The organism is Methylomonas sp. PHL2-19 (assembly GCF_059331595.1).
This window is the reverse complement of the sequence record NZ_CP196839.1, coordinates 2,924,581-2,943,678: the sequence shown is the minus strand read 5'-3', so window position 1 is coordinate 2,943,678 and position 19,098 is coordinate 2,924,581. Positions and strand designations below refer to the sequence as shown.

Sequence of the window (19,098 nt, the reverse complement as noted above, 5' to 3'; positions counted from 1 at the left end):
TCTAACGACGAGACTTGCTAAATCTTTAACAAAATTTATGCCAACATTAAAAACCCTTTAAAAACGCCGCTTCCCGCCGACAGACATTATTTTTTTCGTAAAATTCGCACTCAAATAAGGCAAAAAAACCGGTTGTTTGCACCACTCTGGGGCTATCTGATCGCGAATTGCCGGGTTTGTCGCTATTGAATCATTGGCATATAAACTGCTAAAAAAGACCAAGGAACGACAACCACGGATCATTCATGTCTTTTACGCCTTTTAAATTACTATCCATGCGCGGCAAGACCAAAGTGCTGCACATGAGCTGGATCGCGTTTTTCATCAGCTTTGTTATTTGGTTCAATCATGCGTCTTTGTTAGTACTGATCCAGCAAGATCTGGGGATCAGCGAAACCCAAATCGAAATCCTGTTATTGCTGAACGTGGCGCTGACCATTCCTGCTCGGGTGATTACCGGTATGCTGGTGGATAGATTTGGCGCGAAAATCAGTTACAGCGTGTTATTGGCCGTTTGCAGCCTTCCCTGCTTCATGTTCGCTGCGGCCGAAAACTTCACCGAACTGGCCTGGTCGCGGTTTTTACTGGGCTTTATCGGCGCCGGCTTCGTGGTGGGCGTGCGCATCATCGGCGACTGGTTTCCAGCCAGCCAAGTCGGCACCGCAGAAGGTATTTATGCCGGCTGGGGCAATTTCGGGTCGGCGGTTGCGGCGATTTTCCTGCCGGGACTGGCATTTTATTTCGGCGCGGAACACGGCTGGCGTTCGGCGATTGCCTTGACCGGCGTCATCGCTTTGATCTATTCGGTGATTTATTATTTCAGCGTGGAAAACCTGCCGCCGGAAATTGCAGCCCTGAAAACCCGCCGACCCATGGCGATGGAAGTCACCAGCATCCGCGACTTATTTTTATACATGCTGAGTCTGGTGCCCCTGTACGCGACCATCTCTTTATTAGCCTGGAAACTGTCCACGCCGGCCACGCCAGTCCTAACCGACGGCTGGAATCTGACTATTCATGCAGTCGTCTGGCTACTGTTCCTGATCCACGTCTTTCAATTGGTCAACAACAACGCCGACCGCCTCAGCCAACCTATTGCCAGCATCCATCATTATCAATACCGGCAGGTATTCATTCTGGCGATAGCCTATCTGGTTACCTTCGGCTCTAAACTGGCCGTTTTATCGATGCTGCCGATGTTTTTCTTTAAGACATTCAACGAAACTCAGGGCACCAGTATGTTGGACGCCGGGTTCCTGGCTTCCAGTTTCGTGGTGACCAATGTCATCGCCCGGCCGGCCGGCGGCTGGCTTAGCGACAAGATTGGCCGCAAACTGTCCCTGTATTTATTCGTCGCCGGCCTGGCCGGCGGATATTGTTTAATGGCGATGATTTCTGCGCAATGGACTATCCTCGCAACCGTGGCGGTTACCTTGCTTTGCTCTATATTCATGCAAGCGGCGGAAGGCGCGATATTCGCGTTCGTACCGCTGATCAAACGCGCCATCACCGGCGAAGTGGCCGGCATCGTCGGCGCTTACGGCAACGCCGGCGCCATCGTTTATTTGATTTTGCTGACCTTCGTCTCCACCGGGCAATTTTTCTTGATCCTGGGCCTGTCCTGTTTCCTGTTGTTGGGTTTGATTTACTACCTGGAAGAACCTAAAAACTACATCACCGAAATCATGCCTGACGGCTCTTTGCTGAAAATCGCCCTGGATTGAACATGGCAGCGCTTAATGTCTTGGTCGTCGATGAATTCGACAGCGAACCCTTGCTGGAAACCAGCTTGCGCCAGCACGGCTGTGAGGTGGTAACCTTGAAACTTAAAGAACTGGACATGATGCAAATCGTCCAGACCCTGAACCCCGACGTGGTGGTCTTGAATTTGTACGCCCCAAACGAGGCCGTCTTGCGCACCATCGTTGACATCAATCATAACTGTTCGCTGCCGGTCGTCATTTTCGCCGAAGATCAGCAAACCGAGACCATCAACAAGGTCATCAAAGCCGGGGTCAGTGCTTATATAGTCGACGGCCTGGATCCGAAACGCATCAAGGCCATCATCGATATCGCCATAGCGCGTTTCAAAGAACAACATGCTTTAAAAGAAGAATTAAAAAAGACCAAGACTCAATTGGAAGATCGCAAGCTAGTGGATCGCGCCAAGGCGATTTTAATCAAGTCGCAAGGTTACACGGAAGACCAGGCCTATCACGCCCTGCGCAAACTGGCGATGGATCGCAACATCGCCATCGGCGAAATGGCCAAGAACGTCATATCAATGGCGGAGTTGTTCAACAAGTGACGATTTGCAGAGCGGTCGCGGCAGCTATACATCACGTCATTATTTATTACCCGGCCCTCGAGAGTACTGGGCCTGTCGAATGATACACAAGCCTCGGCTTCGACGCGCCCAGCCCGAAAGGAATACCCGCGACAGATAACTGCGGGTTAATAGTCCGGCATCGCAGCTTGCTCTGCGATGCCGTCAATACCAAATTTTACCGCTGCGTCTGCAAACACCCTATTTTGGTGAAGATGATGCCGAAATGTGCTTGAGTCGCTGAAAAAATCGTCTCCATTATTACTTCAAGCCGTACACCTTCAACTGACTGCAAACCGGCAATTGATTGTCCGGCACGGTGCAGTCGGAAGTACCGACTCGATAAATCATCACGTAGACCCGGCCATTCGCCACTACCGGCGGAATCATCCGCGACATCTTGCCCAAGCCGCCGTTATTGTCGTCGCCGGTGCGAAATAAGCGTTTCAACTTGTTGCCCGGCTCTATCGTGGTCGCATCGTAGGCAATCAGCTGACCTTCGGCGAATTCCTTGTTGGCGTCGCCGAATTTGGAAAATACCGCCCAGACGATAGCCGAATCAAAATCGATGGCGGGTGCAAAATTAGTGCTTGCGGACGGCTTGCCGGAGACCATCAACAGACCGCCGGGCATGCCTCCTGGCGATTCGACGCCCACCGAGGCCAGGTCCTCAGCTTCGGCGCGGAAGCTTGGTAAATTACCGTCAACGGTGGAGAAATTATAGGTTTTCAAGCGAGAGTTTTCGCCCCAGACATAGACGATGCCGCCGCTCTGATCGCGTTGGGCCAAGGCCAGCGAGTGGATGTGATGCATTTTGTTGTTTTCCGGGTCGCCGCATGGCACAAACCAGCCGTGATCGCTATGCCCGGATGCCGGGCACGGTAGGCTACGATTCAGATGCTGGGCCCGGTCCCAGTTTTCCTGAACACCGCCCGCAAAGTAGGTTGCCACTAATGGCGGTTTGGACATCAATTGATTAAAGCGGTCGTTCCGGCCCAAATTAAGTTTGTCCAAGGAATAAATGATGCCGTCTTTGGTACCTTGCAACAGCAGCCTTGAGCCAGGCACCAGCATTGGCCCGGCCGCACCGAAATCCCAGTCGGCGCCGGCGGCATGCGCTTGCGCCCTGCCGCAGGACACTTCGGAGTTATTGTCGCCCCACAGACACTTATCAGCGGGAACGCGCTCATCCAAAAACGCTTTGTAAAAATCCACCTTTTCCAGTTCGGGCCGCGCACCACCGACGCTGGGTTTGAAGCGGAGTTTGATCATGCTTTCAGCCAGATCGACTTCGCCGTTATTTGAAGTGCCGTTGGAGGTAGCGACATAAATCATGTCGTCTTCGGTGACCGGCGCACCGCCGGCATGCCAGATGCCTGCGCCCCAAGAATTGAATGACGTTGCGCAAAAGATGGCAGCTTGTTTGGAAAAGCCGCTTTGCCCGAGCAAGGCTCTGGTGTCGTAAGCCACTACGAAACCATGCGGATTTTTCCGGCCGCCTATCAGCGATTCGCCGTTGGCGGCGAATGCCATGACCAAGCCGTTGTTCTCTGTCAACGCCAGTCCGGCGCGCAGTTTGGGATAGACATATTGCTTGGTTTGATTATTTTGCTTATACGTCGCGCCGGCATCGTTAAACCAGCAGCCGTTGCCTTCCTGTGACTTGCCGAAGATACGTACCGGTTTACTTTTTTGGCTGCCGTTTAGCGGATTTAAGGCATACACCCAGTAATCACGGAACCGGTTGTCGTTGTTTTTCTTTTGCCAGGAAGCGACAAATAGCGTGTTGGTGGCTGGATCGATTATCGGCGTGGCGGAAATGCCCCAGGTGGGCGTGTGTTTCCACATATCCATGTCTTGCGAGCTGATTTCCGGGCCTAGTTTGACCTTATAAACGGTTTCGTTGGTACGGGCGTTAATGCCGATGACGTCATTCTTCATGGTGGTGATAATCACTAAATCATCGGCGCCTGCACCCTTTTCGATCACCAAGGGCTGGGTTTCGACTTTGGCGTTGAAATCGTAAGTGCGCAGCAACCCGAATTGCTCGGTATTCACGTTAGTTTTATTCAGTGTGAACTCTTGATTATTGGCCGCGGTACGAAAATTATTGCCGGCGCGTTGCGTCACGCTAACTGCCAGCGCGGCATTAACCCAAAAAACCGTAAAGATAAAACCCAATTGCAGCGTTTTCATGGCTCACTCCCCCAGTTGAATGTCAACTGAGCCTAGAGTGAGCGCAACTGGCTTGTCAAGTTCTTTAAAAATAAAAGTATTTACAGCCTCTAGCCTAACACATGGCTTATTTCCTGATACATGTATGCTTACCTGAGCGGTGGCATTAGGCTTTTATGGGCGAACACCGAAAAAGTTTGCCAAAACGCTTGCCACAGCGAATCGTAAGGGTGAGTTTTTTATAGTACTCTAGCCACACCGCGAACATTGCGCGGAACAAGCGTAAATCCCGATTGCGGCGAGGTGAGGATGTCATGGATATAAAGCTGCCTTTAGATGCGAAACTTGTGATGGCTTTGAACAAGTCGAGCGCGCCGCTTGCCGAGCTTAAATTGAATCAAGTGTTAGACGCCAAAATCATTACCAATCAAGTGATGCTGAACACGCTGACTGTCAGCGTTGCCGATAAAACCATGACTTTGCACAGCCAACAAGCATTGGCTTTGCCACCCGGCCAGACCTTGCAGTTGCAAGTGGTGAAACTTTTGCCGACCCCGGAGCTAAAAATTATCGCCCCGCCACCATTGCAAACGCCCAATACCTCAAACTCAGCGCCGCCCGAAGCACAAATACTTAAATTATTACCCTCCCCCACCGCAACTGTTACCGCACCTGTAGTCAGCAATCCGCTAGCGACGTTAAATACGGGCGAACAGATACCAGCACAGATTTTGAATATCGGCAAACATACCTTGACGGTGCAATTGACGCCGATACACAGCGAGCCCCAGCAAACCCAAAGCACAGCGCTGCCTGGCGGCGATAAGCGAGTCGTGCTGGATAGTAAGCAACTGCAATGGAGCGATCCGGCGGCTAAGTCCACGCTAACCGTCGGTAGCCGCATAGATTTACAAATTCTCAAGAGCGGTGAGCGCCCAGTGCTGAGCGCATCGTTACCGGCACCCTCTATTGACGAACAGATAGCGACGGTGTTCAAGCAGTTATTGCCCGTTCAAGTGCCGCCGCAACAATTTCTGGCGCAACTGGCGCCTCTGATAAAGCCTGCCGAAAGCGATAAAGCCGTAGGCCAATTACTCAAGCAACTGGCCCACGAAATATTGCAGCATATTCCGGACAAAACCAAGCTGTTCGAACCGGCCACTCTCAAGCAAGCCATCGCACAATCCGGCTTGTTTATGGAACGCAATTTGGTCGAGGCAGAGGCAAAACCCGCGTCATTCGTGTTGCCAGACGATTTTAAATTAAAACTGAGCAAGCTGATTGCGCAGTTGGGCTTGGAGCTGGCTGTGCCTAAGGATGAAAATGCGGCTCAGCAGACAGCAAGCGAACTACTGAAAGAAACCTTGCAAAAGGCCCAGGGCAATCTGGCCAAATTGACATTGGATCAACTCAATTCGCTGCCCAGGGACGATTCGCCGAAACAGGTTTGGATGCTGGAATTACCGTTCTTCAACAAAGCCGAGCCGGAAACATTGCAGCTGATAGTGGAACAAGACAAACAAGCCAACAGTGAGAACGGCCAAAAGAACTGGGTAGTGAGCATTACCATTACCCCTCCCGAACTTGCTACAATACATTGCAAGGTCTCCTGTTACGACGGCAGTATTAACACCCGTTTCTGGAGCGAGTCCACCAGCACCGTGGACAAAATCAATGCGCGTCTGGACTATTTAAGACAACAGTTCGAACAAAAAGGATTAAAACCCGGATTTATGGATGTTCAACAAGGGAAACCCTCGCAAACCCATCCACAAACGCTCCCGCCGCAAAGTCTGTTGAGCGAAAAAGTCTGATACCGGGACCGGAATACAGCAATTGGATAAACAAATCTGCCGCGAACCGGCAAACAATTTGACCCCAACAATTTACTCGCCAAGCCAGGCACTAGACTGCCGTGGCTGCCGAAACAACTTCTTACTTTAGCCAACGCTATGGAGAACTAACGCATGTCCCACCAAGTTACCCTAACCCAGTTCATCATCGAGCAGCAGCGCGGGTTACCGGACGCTTCCGGTACGTTCACACTGCTGCTGAATAACATCGTAACTGCGTGCAAACAGATCTCCCACCGGGTCAATTGCGGCGCTTTAATTGGCGTATTGGGCAGCGCTGAATCTGAAAACGTGCAGGGCGAAGTACAAAAAAAGTTGGATATTATTACCAACGACATCATGGTCAAGGCTTTGGACTGGAGCGGTTCCTTGGGCGGCATGGCATCGGAGGAAATCAACGATCCGATCAAAATCCCCAAACAGTATCCGAAGGGCAAATACCTGGTGTTGTTCGATCCCTTGGACGGTTCATCGAATATAGATATTAATCTGACTGTGGGCACCATTTTTTCGATTCTGCGCTGCCGCGAAGGCGTTGAACCGGAAACCGAGGATTTTTTGCGCAAAGGCACCGAACAAGTGTGCGCCGGTTTCGTGCTATACGGTCCCTCCACCATGTTGGTATTAACCACCGGCAATGGCGTGAACGCTTTTACGCTGGATCAGGATGTCGGCGAGTTCATTCTCACCCATTGCAACATGAAAATTCCCGAGGAAAGCAGCGAGTTTGCCATCAACATGTCCAACCAGCGTTTCTGGGAGCCGCCGGTGAAGCGTTACATTGACGAATGCGTGGCCGGTATGGACGGGCCGCGCGGCAAGGATTTCAATATGCGTTGGGTCGCTTCGCTGGTCGCTGAAGTCTATCGCATCCTCACGCGCGGCGGAGTATTCCTGTATCCGCACGATTTACGCGATCCTTCCAAGCCCGGCAAGCTGCGCCTGATGTACGAGGCCAACCCGATGGCATTCATCATCGAACAGGCCGGCGGGCTGTGTTCCACTGGCCGCGAACGAATCTTAGATCTCAAACCCAGCAGCATTCACCAACGAGTGCCGTTGATTTTAGGTTCTAAATCCGAAGTAGAACGGATAGTTGCCTATCACCAACAAGATTAACTGGTCATCCGTTGCTATGTCGCCGCTTCGTCGAGAAGCGGCAAATTATCAAACCCAATACTATGCTTTCATTGAAAACTCCAGCCCCTGAGCCGCTTAAAAATCAAGTCAGTTGCGTTAATTGCAGTCTGGATAATATTTGTTTACCGCGCGGCTTGTCGCAAGCCGAAATTAATAACATCAGCCAAGTCGTCAAGGCCCGCAAGACCTTGCAGCGCGGTGACTTTATCTACCGCGAAGGCGACAATTTCCGCGGTATTCTGGCGATAAAGTCCGGCAGCGCCAAGCTGGTGGCCAACGATAGCCATGGCAACGAGCACATCTTAAATATCCTGCTGCCCGGCGAATTACTGGGCTTCGACGGTCTATCCGCCGAAAAGCACGGCTGCGCGGCGATTGCCTTGGAAACCATGAGTTTTTGCATCCTGCCGGCCGACAATATGGAAGATTTGTTCAAGAACATGCCCAGCCTGACGCGCGAATTGTTTCGGCATACCGGTGAGAAAATGCTGGAGGACAAAAACCAGCTGGTATTGAGCAAGCGGCCGGCGGAAGAGCGTTTGGCTTATTTTTTGATCAGCTTATCCGAAAGATTGAAACGGCGCGGATTTTCGTCATCGGAATTCAAGCTGTCGCTTACTCGCCAGGAAATCGGCAATCACTTGGGCCTGGCTTTGGAAACGGTGAGCCGGCTGCTGAAAAAATTTCAGGACGATAATTTGATCGTGGTGCAGAACCGCTTTATCGCGATCAAAGATCTTACCGCTTTGCGCAATATGTTGGTGCCATTGGAATAAGGTACTAATTTTTAATACCGATACCTTTGTGCAACAGCAGCAAGCTCAGGGCGGTTAAAAACACGATAAAGCCACCCGTCATCGCAAAAGCCAGTTCGATCTCGACATCACTGACCCCGATCATGCCGTAACGAAAGGCGTTGATCATGTATAAAATCGGATTGGCTTGCGCGATTTTTTGCCAAATTCCCGGCAACATCGCTACCGAATAAAATACTCCGCCCAAGTAACTCAACGGCGTCAGTACAAAGTTGGGAATGATGGAAATATCATCAAAACTATCGGCAAACACCGCGTTGATGAAGCCGGCCAGCGCGAACAAGGTTGCCGTCAGCACAAACACCGCTGCCGCGATGTCCCAATGCAGAATGGTGGTGTGGGTAAACATCATCGAAATACCTGCCACCACTACGCCAACCAACACCCCGCGCGCGATGCCGCCGCAGACGTAACCGGCCAAAATCACATAATTCGGCACCGGCGCCACCAAGAGTTCTTCGATATGGCGCTGGAATTTAGTGGAATAAAACGAAGACACCACATTGGAATACGAATGGCTGATCACCGACATCAAAATAATGCCGGGGACGATGTAGTCCATATAGCTGACGCCATGCACCAGGCCTATGCGGTCGCCAATCAGTTTGCCGAAGATTAGGAAATACAGTGCCGTGGTAATAGCCGGCGGCAGCAGCGTTTGCGGCCAAATCCGAGTGAAACGGCGGATTTCTTTGAGCAAAATCGTCAAAAAAGCGACTGAGTAGTTCATTGCACCAGATCCAAAAATAATTGTTCCAGTCGATTGGACTTGTTGCGCAGACTCAGAACCTCGATACGTTGCTCAGATAGCGCTTGAAATAAACGGTTTAGACCGAGACTTTTCGGCACAGCGACGTCTAACACAGTATCGGCGCTCAGCACAATTTCACAGCCATCGATTGCCGGTGCTTGCGCTAATGGGCGAGCTATATCCAATACAAAATGATCGGTGTGCAAGCGACTCAACAAACTGCTCATCGCCGACTTCTCGATGATTTGTCCGTTATTGATGATGGCGATATTCCGGCACAGGCTTTCGGCTTCTTCCAGATAATGGGTAGTTAAAATGATGGTGGTACCTTGTTTGTTGACGTCTTGCATCATTTCCCACATCGAGCGGCGGATTTCAATATCCACGCCGGCGGTGGGTTCGTCCAGTATCAACAAGCGCGGCGAATGCACCATGGCTCTGGCTATCATCAAGCGCCGCTTCATGCCGCCGGACAAACGCCGAGACACTACGTCGCGCTTATCCCATAGTTCCATTTGCCGCAAACATTGTTCGGTGCGCTGTAAGGCTTGCTTGCGCGGAATGCCGTAATAGCCGGCCTGGTTCATCACCACGCTCATGCTGGTTTCGAATTGATTGAAGTTAACTTCCTGCGGTACCACGCCAATGCAGGTTTTGGCAGCGACATTGTCTTTATCCAAATCGTGACCGAAGATGCTGACCAATCCGCTGGTTTTGTTAACCAGCGAACTGATGATGCCGATCAAGGTCGATTTGCCGGCGCCATTAGGACCCAACAACGCGAAAAAATCGCCGCGCTGGACCTCGAGATCCACGCCTTTCAAGGCTGCAAAGCCGTTGTTGTAAGTCTTTTTTAGGTTTTGGATGGATAAAGCCGTCATGCTCTGATGTTATAATCCCGGGCAAAGAAATTGACGCGCTATTTAAATATGCGCCAATAAAGCTTTCGGATTTTATCAGAATTCACCGCTCCTCAGCAGCCTGAACAGGATTAGACTCTTGCCACATCAAATACCGACCAGTGTTGCTGCCGTCGATCTAGGTTCCAACAGTTTTCACATGATTATATGCAGCTTGCACAACGGCAAATTACAAACCATCGACCGCTTGAAAGAAATGGTGCGTCTGGCTGCGGGATTGGATCAGCATAAAAATCTCGACCAAATCACGCAAGAACGCGCCTTGGCCTGCCTGGAACGCTTCGGTCACCGCATCCGGGATTTTGCACCCAACAGCGTCTCCATAGTCGGCACCAATACGCTACGCATCGCCAGAAACTCGCAACAATTCATCAATAAGGCCGAAAAAGCTCTGGGGCATCCGATTCATATCATTTCCGGCATTGAGGAAGCGCGCTTAATTTACCAAGGCGTGGCCCACAGCCTGGGCAGCAATGCCAACAACCGTTTTGTGATGGATATCGGCGGCAGTAGCACAGAGTACATTATCGGCCGCGATGATATTGCCCACACTAAAGAAAGCCTGAACATGGGCTGCGTCACTGTTAGCCAGAACTTTTTCAAAAACGGCGAACTGACCAAAAAGGCCTTTCGTAAAGCGGTACTGTTTGCCGAGCAACATCTCGAACCCTTTCAAAACACGTTCAATTCCAAAAACTGGGAGGAAGCCATCGGCGCTTCCGGCAGCCTGAAGGCGGTCAGCAATGTGTTACAAACCATGGGCTGGAGCAATAACGACATCACCAATGAAGGCTTGGAACAGTTGGTCGCCCACCTGTTAAAACTGAATCGGATCGACGAAATCAGCTTTCCAGCCTTGAGTATCGAGCGGCGGCCGGTGTTTATCGGCGCGGTCGCTATTGTTTATGCCACGTTCAAGACCTTGAATATTCAGCAAATGACGGTTTCGGATGGCGCATTGCGCGAAGGTCTGGTGCAGGATTTACTCGGTAGAATTTACAACGATGACGTTCGTTCGCAGACTAGCCAGACCATTGCCGCACGTTACCACACCGACACATCACACAGCCAACAGCTCAAAGAAACCTTACGTTACATCGCTCAGCAATTAGACGACCACCCTTGCTTTAACGACAATCCTGCCAGTTTACAGTTTTTGGAATGGGCGGCGGAACTCCATGAAATCGGCTTTGAGATCGCCCACAGTCAGTATCACAAGCACAGCGCCTATATTATCGAAAATGGTGATTTGGCGGGGTTTTCCAAGCAAGATCAGCTGTTGTTGTCTAAGTTGGTGCGCAGCCACCGCAAGAAGCTTAATTTAAGCCGTTTTGAGGATTTGCCGTTTCCTTGGCGCCAACATGCGCCGATCATGGCAGTGGTATTTCGGCTGGCCGCTTTGCTACACCGCAACCGTAATAGCAAACGCCCGGACTTTAGCATCACGATTAATCGCCACGATATAAAAATCGATTTTCCGGAAGATTGGCTGGAACAAGCGCCTCTGACGCATGCTGATCTCAAACAAGAAATGTATTACCTCAAGGAGGCTCGCTTTAATCTGATCTTTGATCAATGCTGAAATTCCTGCTGTATATCCTCCTTTCACTGGCAATACTGTTCGTAGGCTTACTGTTTTTCGCAATCGACGATACGCCGTTGTTAAAAATCCATCAGGGTTTGAACCGCGAAGACATACAGCGCGCGAAGCAGTTATTGCATGTGGCACCGGAGGAAAGAGGCCAAATTAAAACCGTTAGTTTGGACCAGAAGGACTTGAATATTGCGGTGAGTTATCTATTAAACCATTTTGCGGAAAATACGACGCAAATTCAGATTGTAGATGACAGATTGATGATTCAGATAGCGATATTTGTCCCTAAAAGCCCCTGGGGCAGATATTTGGACTTTAGTTTTAATCTACGACAGGTAGATGACGCCATTGTTATCAAGTCTTTGAAAATTGGTGAAATTTCCATTCCCGATCCCGCTGCAAATCTCCTGATTCCCGCTATCGTGCATAACACGCCCCTAGAGCAGCATTGGCAATTGTTGAGCCTATACGTCAAGAAAGTCCGCATTAGCCCGCAAGCTTTGGAAATCAGTTATCTAGGATCCATCGTCGACGCGGCAAAGCAATTGGCTATCCAAAAGCATCGGGATTACCCAAACCTGCATCGTTATCAACAGCAAATCAACGAAATCGTCAGCCAACATGATCCTAGCTGGCGCTTATCTATTACTGATTTGTTGCAACCTTTATTTTTGACGGCGTATCAACAAACACCGACGGAGGACGCCGTTCAGGAAAATCGCGCGATCATCATTGCTGTCGGCAGCTATATCTATAAACAGGACTTACGCCGCTATCTGCCGCTTGGCCTGGTTTACAGCAAGGAATATCCTGTATTTGCTTATAAGCGAGTGGATATACCTCAGCATTTTATTGCTTCGGCATTATTGGCAATTCTTGATTCCTCATTACTCGGCGAGCAAATAGGCATAGATAAAGAACTGGGAGATGCGCAAAAAGGCAGCGGCTTTAGTTTCATTGATCTGACAGCGGATCGAGCCGGGACTAGGTTCGGTCAAATAGCCGTGGCATCAACCGAAAAAGCGAGGGCATTACAAAGAATAATGTCTAGCACTAAAGATTATTCGTCTATTATCCCGGAATTACAGGACTTACCGGAACATATGGACGAAGCGACATTTGTTGGCAAGTTTCATTCGGTAGGAAGTTCTGCATACAACGAACTGATCCAACTAATCGACGACAGGATTAACGGCTTGCCGGTGTATCGATTATAAGTACCTACAGAAGGCACCCAAACCAGATCTGACAAAGTCGCACTACTCTGGTTTGCCGCCTGTTAAATTTTAGTATTAGCTAAAAATCGATTCGAACGAATAGCCACTACTTTCAAGAATTTCTTTGAGACGCTTCAAACCGTCCATTTGTATCTGCCTGACTCTTTCCCGAGTGACACCCAATTCTAGCGCCACCTGTTCCAGAGTTGCGTTTTCGAAGCCGCAAAGACCATATCTGCGGCATATGACTTCGCGCTGTTTTTCGGCAAGCTGATAGACCCAGTAGGTGACGTTATTTTGGATAAAGTCGTCTTGCAAGATTTCAGCAGGATTGCGGCTTTCTTCTTCGGAAATTGTCTCAAGTAGGGGTTTGTCAAAATCCTTACCGAATGACACATCAACAGATGTGACGCGCTCGTTGAGTTTCAGCATTTTACTGACGGTTTTAGCCGGTTTATCAAGATGCCGCGCAATCTCGTCGACAGTCGGCTCGTGATCAAGCTGTTGCGCTAAATTCCGCTGCGCTTTCAAATAAATGTTCATTTCTTTAACAATATGAATCGGCAGGCGAATAGTTCTAGTCTGATTCATGATTGCACGCTCTATGGTCTGCCTGATCCACCAGGTTGCGTAGGTTGAAAATCTGAAGCCACGATCAGGATCAAACTTTTCCACTGCGCGGATCAGCCCCAAATTACCTTCTTCGATTAAATCGAGTAAAGGGAGCCCGCGATTTAAATAACGCCTGGAAATTTTCACAACCAGACGTAAATTGCTTTCGATCATAATTTTTCGGGCTTGTGGATCGCCCTGTTGAGTTCGTCTGCCGTAGATTTTTTCTTCATCCGCAGTTAACAGTTGGGATTTACTGAGTTCATTCAGATACGCTCGGGTGGCATCGAAAGTACTCTCATTTTGCGATTCGTTACTTTCTATTTCGGCCAGCTTAAAGGTTTCGTTCGGATCGATTTCGACAGCTTCTTCATCGACATCATCAAAAGAAATGAAATCTGGAATATCCATATCTTTAATTACATCTATCGTTTCTTCCATCATGATTAATCTCCCAGGTATTTTGGCTTGCTGAATCGTTTATTTTTATTGGTACGTGTCTCGCCAGATAACTATTAATCCCTTAAAACTATTTAAATGCAGATAAGATTGAAACCCAACAACGGAACCGATATTGCTCACTGCCAAAACCAATTAAGTCAATAGGCCAATCTTAACGACATCATGCCTCTTCGTGTATTTCCGATCCGATCTAATCGAGGGCATTAACCTTAACGGCGAGTGCCAGTATAACTTTAAAAGATTTATCTTATAAATTGAATTTACTGATATTTTTGTGGTCCACATCTCTTTTTTGATTTTTATTCACAACGACCTCTCAGGTCATTTTTGCGACTAAAATCAGCAAGATCAAACTAAAATCCGAACCACTTCTAAATTATGAAAATAAGAAAGTGATGCGCATCACATATATTTAAAAGAACTGCAAGAACATACAATTCTGAAAGGAGCTTTTTCTGATCGTGCTTCTCAACGACCTAACAATGTTTTTTTGGCTTGATTAATTTGGGCCGCCAAATAATCTGAACCGCCTCGATCAGGATGAAAGCGCGAAATGAGTTTACGGTGGGCCTGAATAATTTCTTCTTCCGTGGCGCCGGGATTAAGCCCCAAAACCTCAAAAGCTTCCGTTGTTGTCATACCCGCTTGTCGAGATGGCCCAGGACCAGGCTTACCATATTGTGGATTGCCGGCTTTGAACCGCAACCAAATGCTATGAAGCTGCGGCGCGTACCTTAATATTAGCGGCATCGAGCGCACTAAAAACGCGAATATTACGCCAAATATCGCCAGCAGACCGCTAAGTTTTCCACTCAACATCAGTACAAGCAAAATCAGCGCAATCGCAACCCAGGCCAGTTGTTTAAGTCGTTTGCTGCGCAATTCGGCTGGTAGCTTCATAAATCCCGGCAGCATTAAAACTGCCAGTACCAATGCCAACAATATCACTATTCGTATCACCCGCACTCCAAACGCTTTAACCGACGAGCGCCATAATAACTTAGAATACGGCCAGTTCGACAAATGTAGAGAAGTCCATGTCCAACCCTTCTGTCCTCGGCTTCGCGGCCGCCAGCGGCACCGGCAAAACCAGTTTATTGACAAAACTTATCCCGATACTGAAAGCATATAATCTGCAAATCGGTGTAATCAAACACAGTCACCACGACTTCGAGATTGATCAACCCGGTAAAGATAGTTTTCGGCTGCGCGAAGCGGGTGCCAGTCCGGTTATGCTGGTTTCCCGACATCGGCGTGCGGTAATTAGCGAATTGTCGGCAAACGGCGATATTTCGCTGACTGAACAGCTTGCCTTGTTTCCCAATGCAGGCCTGGATTTGATTTTAGTGGAAGGATTCAGGCACGAGAGCTACCCCAAAATTGAGCTGTGCAGACCAAGCCTAGGCAAGCCGCTGCTTTACCCTGAAGACTCCTCGATTATCGCAATAGCAAGCGATCACCCCCTATTAACACCACCCGGTTTACCGTGCCTTGATTTAAACGATGCAAAGGCCATAGCCAATTTCATTATCGAAATCTTTTTGAAGCGCCCACGTGACTAACATCTGCTACCCTAACAAACACGAGTTATTGAGCGTCGAACAGGCGCTGTTGGAAATCCGCAAAACGATCGAGACTGTCAACGAACGCGAGCATATCGATTTGCCGCAGGCACTGGACCGGGTACTTTCCAACAGCGTGGCGTCTCCTATAGACATTCCACCTCAACGCACGGCGGCCATGGACGGTTACGCATTTGCTGCTGGCGATGTGGCTGCCGGGCAAGCGGCTAAATTGCAAGTAATCGGCATCGCATGGGCCGGACGGCCGTTCTTGGCGCAGCAGACGCCGGGCCAATGCGTCAGAATATTTACTGGGGCGGTAGTCCCGGAATTTGCGGACAGCGTTATTGCTCAAGAACAAATTGAAATCGATGGTGACACTGTATCACTTCCCCTTGACTGGCAGCCGTATAAAAATATTCGTGCAGCCGGCAGTGACGTTAAACAACATGAAGAATTAATTGCCGCACCGAAAAAGCTGACAGCTCGCGATCTAAGTCTATTAGCCGCCGCCGGCATCGAAAAAATCAGCGTCAAACGCAAACTCAACATTGGCTTTTTTTCGACTGGTGACGAATTGGTCGCACTCGGAGGACCGCTAGCTGTTGGCCAAATCTATGACAGCAACCGCTATTTATTAGCCGGACTACTATCCGACCCAAACCACACAGTCTCGGACTTGGGCATCGTCGCAGACGATCCTTTGAAACTCGAACAAACTTTCAAGGACGCAGCCCAGCACTATGACGTAATCATTTCCACCGGCGGAGCATCGGTTGGCGATGCGGATTTTGTCAAACAAACGCTGGAAAAATGCGGGCAGGTGAACTTCTGGAAACTGGCAATCAAGCCCGGCAAACCGCTGGCTTTTGGCAAAATCGGCCGCTGCTGGTTTTTCGGCTTGCCCGGCAATCCGGTTGCCGTATTGGTCACTTACGAGAAATTCGTAAAGCCGGGTCTGGAACAGCTTGCCGGCTTACCAGCCAGACAAGCATTGCGCTTGCGAGTCCGATGCGACAGCCGGTTAAAAAAATCGCCAGGGCGGCAGGAATATCAACGCGGCATCCTTTACCAGCAGGCTGGAGGCGAATTAGCCGTCCGTCTTGCCGGCCAACAAGATTCTCATCAACTAAAAATAGCCAGTCAGTCCAACTGTTTTATTGTGCTGGATGCCGATAGTACGGGTATAGATGCTGGAGAAATGGTGACAGTAGAGCCATTTTCTGCGGTGTTATAAACAGCTGAATCCCCCAACCCAAGTAACAGCCGGAGTGTTCTGCGCGCTCCGGTTGGAAAACTCGAAACTCAAACAAATTGCCAGCCCATGCATGCGAACGGCAGAATATCTGATTACGCGGTGGCTTCCGCAAGATTACCTAAATAGCCATGTTTTCTAGCCAGATACTCGTCTACAAAGGCTTGCATCGGTTCGGCTTCATATTCGCGTAAACCGCTGACCGCTAGCTTCTTGAATCCGGAACCAACCACTTCGTCACCGCATTTAATTTGGAAATAAAGATACGCAGTGGCGCGCTTGCCGTTGACTTCCATTTTCGGTTCCAGCATTTCCAGACGCGGTTCGTGGAAGTCCATCCGGTTTAAGCTCAAGGTCATGCTTTCATAGATCACCAAAGGCCGGTCTATATTGAACATGACTTGCTCTTTGGCCAATAAAGGTACCAGCACATAAGGAAAATTCTGCCCGGAAAACGCCACGTAGTCACGAATTAACGCTTCGATTAAAGCCGGATCTCGGATCACATCGCCGGAGCGCTCGATCTGCAAATAAGTCTTGCCTTGGTTGTCGGTCACATCGATTTTTTCGGCGTCGTCATCGGGAAAATTCAACAACACGCCATGACCGACCATCCCGGAAAAAATGAAGTGCATGTTTCGGCTAAGGCCGTATTTGTCCAACACTAACGAGAATAATAAATCGCCCGGCACGCAAAAACGTTTTGCGTCTTCGTCGTGCAAGGGGTTGAAGTCATGGGCGACTTCCTTGGCAAACATACTGGCCTGCGCGGCGCTGATGGCGACACTGCCATCTTGAATGGCATAGTACTCTTTTAGAAACATAGCTTTATTAGTTGTTTAGTAACGAGGAACAGACGGATCGCAAATCACGGACCAGGCGTCGATGCCGCCCTTCAAGTTGAACAATCTTTGCAGTCCGGAATGCTGCAAAAAATGGCAGGCTTGCTGGCTACGCATACCGTGATGACAAATCACCACCACGTCTCGGTCAGCCGGCACTTCGTCGAAGCGCGCGGGTATTTGTTGCAGAGGTATTAACACGCTACCGGCTATCTTGGCATAGGCAAATTCGTGGGGCTCCCTGACGTCCAGTAAAAATACCGACGGATCGTCTTGCAAATGTTGTTTTAGCTGCTCTGGCGTGTATTGGTTTATGGGCATATGAATCTTTCCAGTCTTTGAAGCGCGGCGGCCATTCTATCGATTGAGGCAGTATATGCAAATCGAATGTGCTTGTGAGCCAAATACTGGCCAAAGTCTTTGCCTGGCGTTACCGCCACCCCTTCCTGTTCGAGCAGCTGCTTGGCAAACTCAAAACTATCGTCGGTAAACGCACTGCAATCTGCGTAAATATAAAAGGCCCCTTGTGGTTTGCAGGCAATTTTAAAACCCAGCCGTAACAGGTTGTCGTAAAGAAAATCCCGGCGTTTCTCAAACTCGTCACGGCGGCGATGCAATTCCGCCATATTTTCAGCGCTGAAACAGGCCAAAGCCGCGTATTGTGAATGGGTAGGTGTGGAGATAAAAATGTTTTGCGCCAGTTTTTCCACCGCATCGATAAAATCTTCCGGCACGATCAACCAACCGATACGCCAGCCGGTCATACCAAAGAACTTGGAAAAGCTGTTGATGATAAATACGTCATCGCTGAACGCCAAAGCGCTGCTGACGGTTTCGCCGTAAACCAGGCCATGGTAAATCTCGTCCGAGTAAAAACAGCCCCCTAAAGCATGCGTCTGCTGAATAGCAGCGCGTAGCGCATCGTTAACTATGACGGTACCGGTGGGATTGGAGGGCGAAGCGATCAATACACCCTTGCTGGCTGGCTGCCAGTGCTGTCGAATCAATTCGGCATTGAGTTGATAAGCTGTTTCGGCGCCAACATTCACGAACTGAGTCTTACCGTCGAACAATTGCACGAAATTATCGTTACAGGGATAACACGGATCGGCCATCAAGATTTGCTCGCCCGGATTCAAACTAATCCCAAACGCCAGCAAAAACGCGCCGGACGCGCCGGGGGTAATGAAAACCCGTTTCGGATCCAGATTTACTCCATATTGCGCTTGGTAATAATCGGCGATGCTTTGACGCAATTCCGGCAATCCGGCTGCAGCGGTGTACTTGACTTCCCTACCCTGCATGAACGCATTTCCAGCGGCTAATATTGCCGGCGGGGTTTCGAAATCCGGCTCGCCGATTTCCATGTGAATAATATCCCGGCCTTCTTGTTCCAGCTGTTTGGCGCGCTGTAATAATTCCATCACATAAAATGAGCTGATGCCGCGCATTCGCTCGGCGACGTGGTGTTTCATGTCCAAATTCCGTTAGTAGAAGGCACCAGCATCATAACAAACTTCTTGCTTGCCCCCGGCTATTCTGTTAAAAAGCCCCGATTTTTTTACAGACCGTCA

General features: G+C 49.5%; 17 protein-coding genes. 9 read left to right on the top strand and 8 right to left on the bottom strand.

Going from position 1 to position 19,098, the window contains the following annotated elements; all coding sequences use genetic code 11:
- The first annotated feature begins 245 nt into the window (after nucleotides 1-245).
- Both ACR02O_RS13480 and ACR02O_RS13475 read left to right on the top strand, forming a co-directional pair.
- A complete protein-coding gene (locus ACR02O_RS13480; RefSeq protein WP_494521816.1) occupies nucleotides 246-1,724 on the top strand; it encodes an MFS transporter in 1,479 nt (492 codons plus the stop codon).
- 2 nt (nucleotides 1,725-1,726) lie between these two features.
- On the top strand, nucleotides 1,727-2,308 hold the full coding sequence (locus ACR02O_RS13475) for an ANTAR domain-containing response regulator (RefSeq protein ID WP_033156304.1): 582 nt from the start codon (nucleotides 1,727-1,729) through the stop codon (nucleotides 2,306-2,308).
- Between the two features lie 279 nt (nucleotides 2,309-2,587).
- Here the strand turns inward: ACR02O_RS13475 and ACR02O_RS13470 are convergent, their stop codons facing one another.
- On the bottom strand, nucleotides 2,588-4,522 hold the full coding sequence (locus ACR02O_RS13470) for a hypothetical protein (protein ID WP_494521815.1): 1,935 nt from the start codon (nucleotides 4,520-4,522) through the stop codon (nucleotides 2,588-2,590).
- Between the two features lie 293 nt (nucleotides 4,523-4,815).
- Between ACR02O_RS13470 and fliK the strand changes: the two genes are divergently transcribed.
- From fliK to ACR02O_RS13455, 3 genes are all read left to right on the top strand, one after another.
- Complete coding sequence (fliK, locus tag ACR02O_RS13465; protein ID WP_494521814.1) at nucleotides 4,816-6,315, top strand: flagellar hook-length control protein FliK; 1,500 nt, start codon at nucleotides 4,816-4,818, stop codon at nucleotides 6,313-6,315.
- Nucleotides 6,316-6,468: 153 nt separating this feature from the next.
- A complete protein-coding gene (locus ACR02O_RS13460; protein WP_494521813.1) occupies nucleotides 6,469-7,473 on the top strand; it encodes a class 1 fructose-bisphosphatase in 1,005 nt (334 codons plus the stop codon).
- Nucleotides 7,474-7,535: 62 nt separating this feature from the next.
- Nucleotides 7,536-8,270 (top strand): helix-turn-helix domain-containing protein, encoded by a 735-nt coding sequence (locus tag ACR02O_RS13455; RefSeq protein ID WP_494521812.1) that lies wholly within the window; start codon nucleotides 7,536-7,538, stop codon nucleotides 8,268-8,270.
- Nucleotides 8,271-8,274: 4 nt separating this feature from the next.
- Here ACR02O_RS13455 and ACR02O_RS13450 read toward each other — a convergent pair whose 3' ends face one another.
- Together ACR02O_RS13450 and ACR02O_RS13445 are read right to left on the bottom strand one after the other, a co-directional pair.
- Nucleotides 8,275-9,039: an ABC transporter permease gene (locus ACR02O_RS13450; RefSeq protein WP_033156308.1), complete on the bottom strand. Its 765-nt coding sequence runs from the start codon at nucleotides 9,037-9,039 to the stop codon at nucleotides 8,275-8,277.
- Nucleotides 9,036-9,941, bottom strand: coding sequence for an ABC transporter ATP-binding protein (locus tag ACR02O_RS13445; RefSeq protein ID WP_494521811.1), 906 nt, complete (start codon nucleotides 9,939-9,941; stop codon nucleotides 9,036-9,038). Before ACR02O_RS13445 ends, ACR02O_RS13450 begins: the two co-directional genes overlap by 4 nt.
- A 118-nt stretch (nucleotides 9,942-10,059) precedes the next feature.
- Here ACR02O_RS13445 and ppx point away from each other — a divergent pair, with 118 nt between their 5' ends.
- Both ppx and ACR02O_RS13435 read left to right on the top strand, forming a co-directional pair.
- On the top strand, nucleotides 10,060-11,562 hold the full coding sequence (gene ppx / locus ACR02O_RS13440; RefSeq protein ID WP_494521810.1) for an exopolyphosphatase: 1,503 nt from the start codon (nucleotides 10,060-10,062) through the stop codon (nucleotides 11,560-11,562).
- A complete protein-coding gene (locus ACR02O_RS13435; RefSeq protein WP_494521809.1) occupies nucleotides 11,556-12,791 on the top strand; it encodes a hypothetical protein in 1,236 nt (411 codons plus the stop codon). The genes ppx and ACR02O_RS13435 overlap by 7 nt, the downstream gene beginning before the upstream one ends.
- Nucleotides 12,792-12,866: 75 nt before the next feature.
- Here the strand turns inward: ACR02O_RS13435 and rpoS are convergent, their stop codons facing one another.
- Nucleotides 12,867-13,847, bottom strand: a complete 981-nt coding sequence (gene rpoS / locus ACR02O_RS13430; protein WP_494521808.1) for an RNA polymerase sigma factor RpoS — start codon at nucleotides 13,845-13,847, stop codon at nucleotides 12,867-12,869.
- A 486-nt stretch (nucleotides 13,848-14,333) separates the two neighbouring features.
- A complete protein-coding gene (locus tag ACR02O_RS13425) occupies nucleotides 14,334-14,813 on the bottom strand; it encodes a DnaJ domain-containing protein (RefSeq protein WP_367650913.1) in 480 nt (159 codons plus the stop codon).
- Nucleotides 14,814-14,902: 89 nt separating this feature from the next.
- Between ACR02O_RS13425 and mobB the strand changes: the two genes are divergently transcribed.
- Nucleotides 14,903-15,427, top strand: coding sequence for a molybdopterin-guanine dinucleotide biosynthesis protein B (mobB, locus tag ACR02O_RS13420; RefSeq protein ID WP_494521807.1), 525 nt, complete (start codon nucleotides 14,903-14,905; stop codon nucleotides 15,425-15,427).
- Entirely contained in the window at nucleotides 15,420-16,664 is a 1,245-nt protein-coding gene (gene moeA, locus ACR02O_RS13415; protein ID WP_494521806.1) for a molybdopterin molybdotransferase MoeA, read from the top strand. The genes mobB and moeA overlap by 8 nt, the downstream gene beginning before the upstream one ends.
- A gap of 113 nt (nucleotides 16,665-16,777) precedes the next feature.
- Here moeA and ACR02O_RS13410 read toward each other — a convergent pair whose 3' ends face one another.
- From ACR02O_RS13410 to ACR02O_RS13400, 3 genes are read right to left on the bottom strand one after another with little or no spacing between them, the layout of a single operon-like run.
- Nucleotides 16,778-17,506: a DUF3581 domain-containing protein gene (locus tag ACR02O_RS13410; protein WP_171695482.1), complete on the bottom strand. Its 729-nt coding sequence runs from the start codon at nucleotides 17,504-17,506 to the stop codon at nucleotides 16,778-16,780.
- Between the two features lie 15 nt (nucleotides 17,507-17,521).
- Nucleotides 17,522-17,845: a rhodanese-like domain-containing protein gene (locus ACR02O_RS13405; protein ID WP_033156317.1), complete on the bottom strand. Its 324-nt coding sequence runs from the start codon at nucleotides 17,843-17,845 to the stop codon at nucleotides 17,522-17,524.
- Nucleotides 17,836-18,999: a pyridoxal phosphate-dependent aminotransferase gene (locus ACR02O_RS13400; RefSeq protein WP_494521805.1), complete on the bottom strand. Its 1,164-nt coding sequence runs from the start codon at nucleotides 18,997-18,999 to the stop codon at nucleotides 17,836-17,838. Before ACR02O_RS13400 ends, ACR02O_RS13405 begins: the two co-directional genes overlap by 10 nt.
- Between the last annotated feature and the right edge of the window lie 99 nt (nucleotides 19,000-19,098).

What these genes read in the sequence shown, in the direction of transcription:
- ACR02O_RS13480 (WP_494521816.1), top strand. Translation starts at nt 246, where the DNA reads ATGTCTTTTACGCCTTTTAAATTACTATCCATGCGCGGCAAGACCAAA.
- ACR02O_RS13475 (WP_033156304.1), top strand. Translation starts at nt 1,727, where the DNA reads ATGGCAGCGCTTAATGTCTTGGTCGTCGATGAATTCGACAGCGAACCC.
- ACR02O_RS13470 (WP_494521815.1), bottom strand. Translation starts at nt 4,522, where the DNA reads ATGAAAACGCTGCAATTGGGTTTTATCTTTACGGTTTTTTGGGTTAAT.
- fliK (WP_494521814.1), top strand. Translation starts at nt 4,816, where the DNA reads ATGGATATAAAGCTGCCTTTAGATGCGAAACTTGTGATGGCTTTGAAC.
- ACR02O_RS13460 (WP_494521813.1), top strand. Translation starts at nt 6,469, where the DNA reads ATGTCCCACCAAGTTACCCTAACCCAGTTCATCATCGAGCAGCAGCGC.
- ACR02O_RS13455 (WP_494521812.1), top strand. Translation starts at nt 7,536, where the DNA reads ATGCTTTCATTGAAAACTCCAGCCCCTGAGCCGCTTAAAAATCAAGTC.
- ACR02O_RS13450 (WP_033156308.1), bottom strand. Translation starts at nt 9,039, where the DNA reads ATGAACTACTCAGTCGCTTTTTTGACGATTTTGCTCAAAGAAATCCGC.
- ACR02O_RS13445 (WP_494521811.1), bottom strand. Translation starts at nt 9,941, where the DNA reads ATGACGGCTTTATCCATCCAAAACCTAAAAAAGACTTACAACAACGGC.
- ACR02O_RS13435 (WP_494521809.1), top strand. Translation starts at nt 11,556, where the DNA reads ATGCTGAAATTCCTGCTGTATATCCTCCTTTCACTGGCAATACTGTTC.
- rpoS (WP_494521808.1), bottom strand. Translation starts at nt 13,847, where the DNA reads ATGATGGAAGAAACGATAGATGTAATTAAAGATATGGATATTCCAGAT.
- mobB (WP_494521807.1), top strand. Translation starts at nt 14,903, where the DNA reads ATGTCCAACCCTTCTGTCCTCGGCTTCGCGGCCGCCAGCGGCACCGGC.
- ACR02O_RS13410 (WP_171695482.1), bottom strand. Translation starts at nt 17,506, where the DNA reads ATGTTTCTAAAAGAGTACTATGCCATTCAAGATGGCAGTGTCGCCATC.
- ACR02O_RS13405 (WP_033156317.1), bottom strand. Translation starts at nt 17,845, where the DNA reads ATGCCCATAAACCAATACACGCCAGAGCAGCTAAAACAACATTTGCAA.
- ACR02O_RS13400 (WP_494521805.1), bottom strand. Translation starts at nt 18,999, where the DNA reads ATGAAACACCACGTCGCCGAGCGAATGCGCGGCATCAGCTCATTTTAT.